General features: G+C 60.2%; 9 protein-coding genes. 4 read left to right on the top strand and 5 right to left on the bottom strand.

Annotated elements, in window-relative coordinates; translation table 11 throughout:
• The coding region (gene groEL / locus AB4Z52_RS16635; protein WP_442219025.1) for a chaperonin GroEL at positions 1-660 on the bottom strand (660 nt) is incomplete at its 3' end.
• 64 nt (positions 661-724) lie between these two features.
• On the bottom strand, positions 725-1,021 hold the full coding sequence (groES, locus tag AB4Z52_RS16630; protein ID WP_442219024.1) for a co-chaperone GroES: 297 nt from the start codon (positions 1,019-1,021) through the stop codon (positions 725-727).
• Between the two features lie 311 nt (positions 1,022-1,332).
• On the opposite strand from groES, the gene AB4Z52_RS16625 reads away from it, so the two are divergent.
• From AB4Z52_RS16625 to mctP, 4 genes are all read left to right on the top strand, one after another.
• Positions 1,333-2,181, top strand: a complete 849-nt coding sequence (locus tag AB4Z52_RS16625) for a TIGR01459 family HAD-type hydrolase (protein ID WP_442219023.1) — start codon at positions 1,333-1,335, stop codon at positions 2,179-2,181.
• 15 nt (positions 2,182-2,196) lie between these two features.
• Entirely contained in the window at positions 2,197-3,177 is a 981-nt protein-coding gene (locus AB4Z52_RS16620) for a bifunctional riboflavin kinase/FAD synthetase (RefSeq protein ID WP_442219022.1), read from the top strand.
• Positions 3,178-3,308: 131 nt separating this feature from the next.
• Positions 3,309-3,506, top strand: coding sequence for a DUF3311 domain-containing protein (locus AB4Z52_RS16615; protein WP_442219021.1), 198 nt, complete (start codon positions 3,309-3,311; stop codon positions 3,504-3,506).
• Positions 3,496-4,971, top strand: a complete 1,476-nt coding sequence (gene mctP, locus AB4Z52_RS16610) for a monocarboxylate uptake permease MctP (RefSeq protein ID WP_442219020.1) — start codon at positions 3,496-3,498, stop codon at positions 4,969-4,971. Before AB4Z52_RS16615 ends, mctP begins: the two co-directional genes overlap by 11 nt.
• A 100-nt stretch (positions 4,972-5,071) precedes the next feature.
• Here mctP and AB4Z52_RS16605 read toward each other — a convergent pair whose 3' ends face one another.
• From AB4Z52_RS16605 to AB4Z52_RS16595, 3 genes are read right to left on the bottom strand one after another with little or no spacing between them, the layout of a single operon-like run.
• Positions 5,072-5,170 (bottom strand): hypothetical protein, encoded by a 99-nt coding sequence (locus tag AB4Z52_RS16605; RefSeq protein WP_442219035.1) that lies wholly within the window; start codon positions 5,168-5,170, stop codon positions 5,072-5,074.
• A gap of 13 nt (positions 5,171-5,183) precedes the next feature.
• Entirely contained in the window at positions 5,184-5,447 is a 264-nt protein-coding gene (locus AB4Z52_RS16600) for an RES family NAD+ phosphorylase (RefSeq protein WP_442219019.1), read from the bottom strand.
• Positions 5,448-5,450: 3 nt separating this feature from the next.
• On the bottom strand, positions 5,451-5,945 hold the full coding sequence (locus AB4Z52_RS16595) for an antitoxin Xre/MbcA/ParS toxin-binding domain-containing protein (RefSeq protein ID WP_442219018.1): 495 nt from the start codon (positions 5,943-5,945) through the stop codon (positions 5,451-5,453).
• Positions 5,946-6,000 lie beyond the last annotated feature (55 nt).

Genomic DNA, 6,000 nt, shown 5'->3' with positions numbered 1-6,000 from the left:
GATGTAAGCGTCTTCCAGTTCTGCGACCATCTTTTCCGGGTTGGTCACGAAGTATGGGCTGAGGTAACCGCGGTCGAACTGCATGCCTTCGACGACTTCGAGTTCGGTTTCAGCGGTCTTGGCTTCTTCGACGGTGATGACGCCTTCGTTGCCGACTTTCTGCATGGCTTCGGCGATATAAGCGCCGATTTCTTTTTCGCCGTTTGCAGAGATCGTGCCGACCTGGGCAACTTCGTCAGACGTGCTGATCTTCTTGGCCTTGCCGACGATGTCCTTGACGACTTCGGTGACAGCGAGGTCGATGCCGCGCTTCAGGTCCATCGGGTTCATGCCGGCGGCAACTGCCTTGGCGCCTTCGCGAACGATCGCCTGGGCAAGAACGGTAGCAGTCGTGGTGCCGTCGCCGGCAATGTCGTTGGTCTTCGAAGCAACTTCGCGGACCATCTGCGCGCCCATGTTTTCGAACTTGTCTTCAAGTTCGATTTCCTTGGCAACGGAAACGCCGTCCTTGGTGATGCGCGGAGCGCCGAAGGACTTGTCGATGATGACGTTGCGGCCCTTGGGGCCCAGCGTTACCTTGACGGCATCGGCGAGGATGTCGACGCCGCGCAGCATCTTTTCGCGCGCGGTACGGCCAAATTTAATCTCTTTAGCAGCCATGTGAGAAAACTCCCGGGCTCATTGCCCATTGGTTGTCATGAATTGGATGAGGTGTCCGGCTGGATCAGCCGATAACGCCCATGATGTCGGCTTCCTTCATGATGAGAAGGTCTTCGCCGTCGAGCTTGACTTCAGTGCCCGACCACTTGCCGAACAGAATGCGGTCGCCAGCCTTGACATCCAGCGGGATAACCTTGCCGCTGTCGTCGCGAACGCCGGTGCCGACAGCGACGATTTCGCCTTCCTGCGGCTTTTCCTTGGCAGTATCAGGAATGATGATGCCACCCTTGGTCTTTGCTTCAGACTCGACGCGACGGACGACGACGCGGTCGTGGAGCGGACGGAAGTTGGTGCTTGCCATTGTCTAATCCCTCGATCAAATGACATTCACGGATCGACGAGGATCCGTATGGGGTGATGTTAGCACTCAGCCTCGGCGAGTGCTAGCGGCCTGCATTTAGGGGCGGGTGTGGGCTGAGTCAAGAAATCTATCGAGGTTTTTTGTGCCGGAATTATGAAGGCCGCCGTTTTCAGCCTTTTGCGAAGGCGCACCTGCGTCCTGAGGCGGGTCAGCGGGCCCCTGAATCTGCAAAAACCTCAAGCGCGCTCTTGTATTATGGCGGCCGGTTTGCGATGTGACCGGCAACGTCTTTTGACCGGCACGGGGTATGAATGGGCAAGCGCATCGACAGTTTTCGCGAAATCGGCAAGGGCTACGATGTCGTGCTCTGCGATGTCTGGGGCGTGGTCCACAATGGCGTTTCCGCCTATCCGGAAGCCGCAACCGCGCTTGAGGCGGCCCGTGATGCCGGCCTTGCCGTCGTGCTTATCACCAATTCGCCGCGTCCTTCGCAAAGTGTCGTCGATCAGCTGCGGATGATCGGTGTTCCGGATGCCGCCTACGACCGTATCGTCACCTCGGGCGACGTCACCCGCGACCTGATCGCCGCCGGCCCAAATAAGGTGTTCCTCCTCGGACCTGACCGTGACATGACATTGTTCGAGGGCCTCGGCACGGAGCGTGTTGGTGAGGAAAATGCTGAAGTCATTGTCTGCACCGGCTTCTTCGACGACGAGACTGAAACGCCGGACGATTATCTGGAGATGCTGACAGCATTCGCCGCTCGGAATGTACCGCTGATCTGTGCCAATCCGGACCTGGTGGTCGAACGCGGCCACCGCATGATCCCTTGCGCCGGGGCCGTGGCGGCGTTGTACAATCGATTGGGCGGCCAGACCTCGGTCGCCGGCAAGCCCCACAAGCCGATCTACGACGCGGCAATCGCCAGCGCTCGCAAGCTGCACGGCGAATTCAGCCTTGACCGCGTTATCGCCATCGGCGACGGCATGCCGACCGACGTGCGCGGCGCGCTCGATTACGGGCTCGACCTGCTTTATATCAGCCATGGTATACACGCCCGCGAATATGTCGTCGACGGCAACATCGACGAGAAGGCGCTGAGCGCGTTTCTCGAGCGCGAGCAGGCGTCGCCCAGGTGGTGGATGCCACGCCTAGTCTGAGGGGATCGCCTAGAGATGACCGTTTTCCACCGCAACGAAACCCGCGAGCCGCTGCCCGCCCAACTCAAGGGCGGCGTCATTGCCATCGGCAATTTCGACGGCGTGCATCGCGGCCATCAATCCGTGCTGAAGCGGGCGCTGGAAATATCGGAAAGTCGCGGCATACCGGCCCTGGTGCTGACCTTCGAGCCGCATCCGCGCACCGTGTTCCGGCCTGACCAGCCGGTCTTCCGGCTGACGCCTGCGCCGCTCAAGGCCCGTATCCTCGAGGCCCTGGGCTTCAATGCGGTCATCGAATACCCTTTCGATCGGAGCTTCTCGGAGCGATCCGCCGACGAGTTCGTTCATTCGATCCTGATCGATTGGCTCGGCGCGTCCGAGGTCGTCACCGGCTTCGATTTCCATTTTGGCCACGGGCGCGAGGGCGGCCCGGCTTTCCTGATGAATGCCGGCAGCCACAACGGCTTCGGCGTTACCCTGATCGACGCCTATCGCGACGAGAATGCCGACGTCGTATCCTCGAGCCGCATTCGCAGCCTTCTCGTCGCCGGCGAGGTGGCCGAGGCTGCCGGTCTGCTCGGCTATCGGTATACTGTCGAAGCCGAAGTCATCGACGGCGAGAAGCTTGGCCGCTCGCTCGGCTTTCCAACCGCCAACATGCAATTGCCACCGGAGGCGGAGCTGAAGCCCGGCATCTACGCGGTGCGTTTCCGCACGGCCGACGGCCGGATCCATGACGCCGTTGCAAGCTACGGGCGCCGCCCGACCGTGACCGCGAACGGTGCGCCGCTGCTTGAGACCTACCTTTTCGACTTCAGCGGCAATCTCTACGGCCAGACCTGTTCGGTCTCCTTCTTCGGTTATCTCCGGCCCGAGTTGAAATTCGACGGCCTGGAGCCGTTGATCGCGCAGATGCGCAACGATGAGGCGGAGGCGAGGGCGCTGCTGTCGGGCGTACAGCCAATCAGCGAACTCGACCGCATCCTTTGCGCGTAATGCGGCGGTGCACAATCGAATTGTGTGGCTTACCCGCAAAAACGCTTGCACCCGGGGACCGAGGCCTTAATCCTGACGTTGAGTAAGACGCGAAACCGCTTCGCAGACACTTATCGAAAGGCATGCACACCATGGACAAACGCTTTGGAACGGCGGCTTGCTGGCTGCTGATCATTCCATATATCGGGCTCCTCTGGGTCCCCTTCTACAACAGCCGCGAACCCGCTTTGTTCGGGTTTCCATTCTTCTACTGGTACCAGCTGCTCTGGGTACCGATCACTGCAGTCCTGACCTGGATCGCTTACCGGAGCATGCGAAATGACGACTGAGATCAACGCAACGGCGCTGGCCGTCTTCATCTTCTTCTTTGCACTCGTCACCGTCATGGGCTTTTTTGCCGCGCGTTGGCGCAAGCCCGAAACGCTCGCCCATATTGACGAATGGGGCCTTGGCGGCCGCAATTTCGGCACCTGGATCACCTGGTTCCTGGTCGGCGGCGACTTCTACACCGCCTATACCGTCATCGCCGTGCCGGCATTGGTCTACGCCGTCGGCGCCTACGGCTTCTTCGCACTGCCCTATACGATCGTCGTCTATCCCTTCGTCTTCATGGTCATGCCGGTGCTCTGGAAGCGTGCCCGGGACAACGGCTATGTGACGGCCGGCGACGTCGTTCATGGGCAATATGGTTCGCGTGCCCTCGAGCTTGCCGTCGCCATCACCGGCGTCATCGCAACGATGCCCTATATTGCGCTGCAGCTCGTCGGCATGACGGTGGTACTGAAGGCGCTTGGCCTCACGGGCGAGCTGCCGCTGGCGATCGCCTTCATCATTCTTGCTGTCTACACCTATTCCTCGGGCCTTCGCGCCCCAGCCCTCATCGCCTTCGTCAAGGACATCATGATCTATATCGTCGTGATCGTCGCGGTGGCGGCCATCCCGATGAAGCTCGGCGGCTATGCCAGCGTCTTTGCGGCGGCCGATGCGGATTTCCAGGCCAAGGGCGCCGGCAATATCCTGCTCGGCGGCAACCAGTACGTCGCCTATGCAAGCCTGGCGCTCGGCTCGGCGCTGGCAGCCTTCATGTATCCGCACACTCTGACCGGCATCTTCGCCGCCAACAGCGGCAATACGATCCGCAAGAACGCCGTGCTGCTGCCGGCCTATACGCTGCTTCTCGGCCTGCTGGCTCTCCTCGGCTACATGGCGCATGCCGCCAAGCTGACGGTCACAAGCCCGAACGACGTGGTGCCGGCGCTCTTCCAGTCGCTGTTTCCGAGCTGGTTCGTCGGCTTTGCCTTCGCAGCGATCGCCATCGGCGCGCTGGTGCCGGCAGCGGTCATGAGCATCGGGGCTGCCAACCTCTTCACCCGCAATTTCTGGAAGGCCTATGTCAATCCCGCCGTCACCGATGCCGGCGAAGCCAAGGTGGCGAAGGTGACGTCGCTGATCGTCAAGATCGGCGCGCTGCTGGTCATCCTGTTCCTGCCGACGCAGTTTGCGCTCGATCTCCAGCTCTTGGGCGGCATCTGGATCCTGCAGACGCTGCCAGCGCTGGTCTTCGGCCTGTTCGTCAACTGGTTCCGTGCGCCGGGCCTGCTCGCCGGCTGGTTCGTCGGCTTCTTCGGGGGAACATATCTGGTCTGGCTCCAGGGCCTGAAGCCGCTGATCCCCATCAGCCTCGGCGGCGCACCATTCACCGTCTATATCGGGCTGTTGGCGCTGCTGGCCAATATCACCGTTGCCGTGGTGGTAAATCTGCTGGCACCGCGGCGCACCGTGGCGCGGGCTTGATGACATCGTTGGGGCGGCCGTGGCCGCCCTCGGCATCTCTACCTTAGCGAAGACGACGGTTGTCGAACGGATATCGAATTGCCTTTTCAATCGTCAGCCGTCACGCGTCCGCGTGGCGCGGATTTATCAAAATGTTCATGGCTTTCGGCACAATGGCGGATGGAACTCTGATCAGGCAGAAGCTGTTGTCTGCGAGCAACTGGCTGCCACTTTTACGTGTCAACTTGTATCGTTGAGGTCCTGTCTGCTGATCGGGACGTCAAATACGGGATATCATCGGGACAGTTTATACGCAGCAGTCGAAAGTCTTTCGGACCCTGGCTGAGCTCGATCTGCACCAGAATTTCGAGCAGCGTCGTCGACGGATAGTCGCAGCAGTAGCCAACTGGAATACCCTGATCATGCCAGCGACTGGAAGCGGGTTCGCCTCCACGCCCCGATAGAGCGGCATAGTTGGAGATGCGCCATTTGACCATGGCCTAGACGTAGATCCCATAGTCGATCCGGTTCAGCGCCTGTTCTATCAACATGCCACCTGTCTCAGATTCAAGAAGGTCGATAGGGATGACACTGTCCATGCCGCGATTGGGGCTGCGCAGCCAACTCAGCGCTTTGGCTTCTTCACCAAAGACCCGGGCCGCCATTTCGAAAGCTTTTAGTACACGAAGCGCGCTGTCATTTTCCTCGACAGCCAACGGCTCGCCCTGTAGGCGGCTTTCGATCGTATCGGGTGCGAATGCTCGCCAGTTGGGCGTTGCCACTGCGTTGGCGCCTTGTGCCATTTGCCCAAAAATATATGCAAATTGCAATTGCTGCCGCTCGGCGTGAAACCGGGCCTTCCTTTTCGCGGCAAAAACGCCTATGAACCGCCGGCAATGACCCAATTTCGGCTGTCTATAGCGATACGAATTATTGGCCCGGCCTTCTGAGCGCAGTGAGCTGCCGGAAGGTCCGGGTTTTTGGCGCTTTTGCAAAGCGCCGCTCCGCCACCGAAAATTCCCGATTGGATGCGCCCGCCTGGGCCGCAAG

Source organism: Rhizobium sp. 2YAF20, assembly GCF_052114685.1.
In the GTDB taxonomy this organism is placed as follows: Bacteria; Pseudomonadota; Alphaproteobacteria; order Rhizobiales; family Rhizobiaceae; genus Rhizobium.
Note: the sequence above shows the minus strand (reverse complement) of the source record. Positions and strands in the feature narration are given on the sequence as shown.

Excerpts from the sequence above, each read along its gene's own strand:
- AB4Z52_RS16625 (WP_442219023.1), top strand. The coding sequence starts at position 1,333 with ATGGGCAAGCGCATCGACAGTTTTCGCGAAATCGGCAAGGGCTACGAT.
- AB4Z52_RS16620 (WP_442219022.1), top strand. The coding sequence starts at position 2,197 with ATGACCGTTTTCCACCGCAACGAAACCCGCGAGCCGCTGCCCGCCCAA.
- AB4Z52_RS16615 (WP_442219021.1), top strand. The coding sequence starts at position 3,309 with ATGGACAAACGCTTTGGAACGGCGGCTTGCTGGCTGCTGATCATTCCA.
- groES (WP_442219024.1), bottom strand. The coding sequence starts at position 1,021 with ATGGCAAGCACCAACTTCCGTCCGCTCCACGACCGCGTCGTCGTCCGT.
- mctP (WP_442219020.1), top strand. The coding sequence starts at position 3,496 with ATGACGACTGAGATCAACGCAACGGCGCTGGCCGTCTTCATCTTCTTC.
- AB4Z52_RS16600 (WP_442219019.1), bottom strand. The coding sequence starts at position 5,447 with ATGGTCAAATGGCGCATCTCCAACTATGCCGCTCTATCGGGGCGTGGA.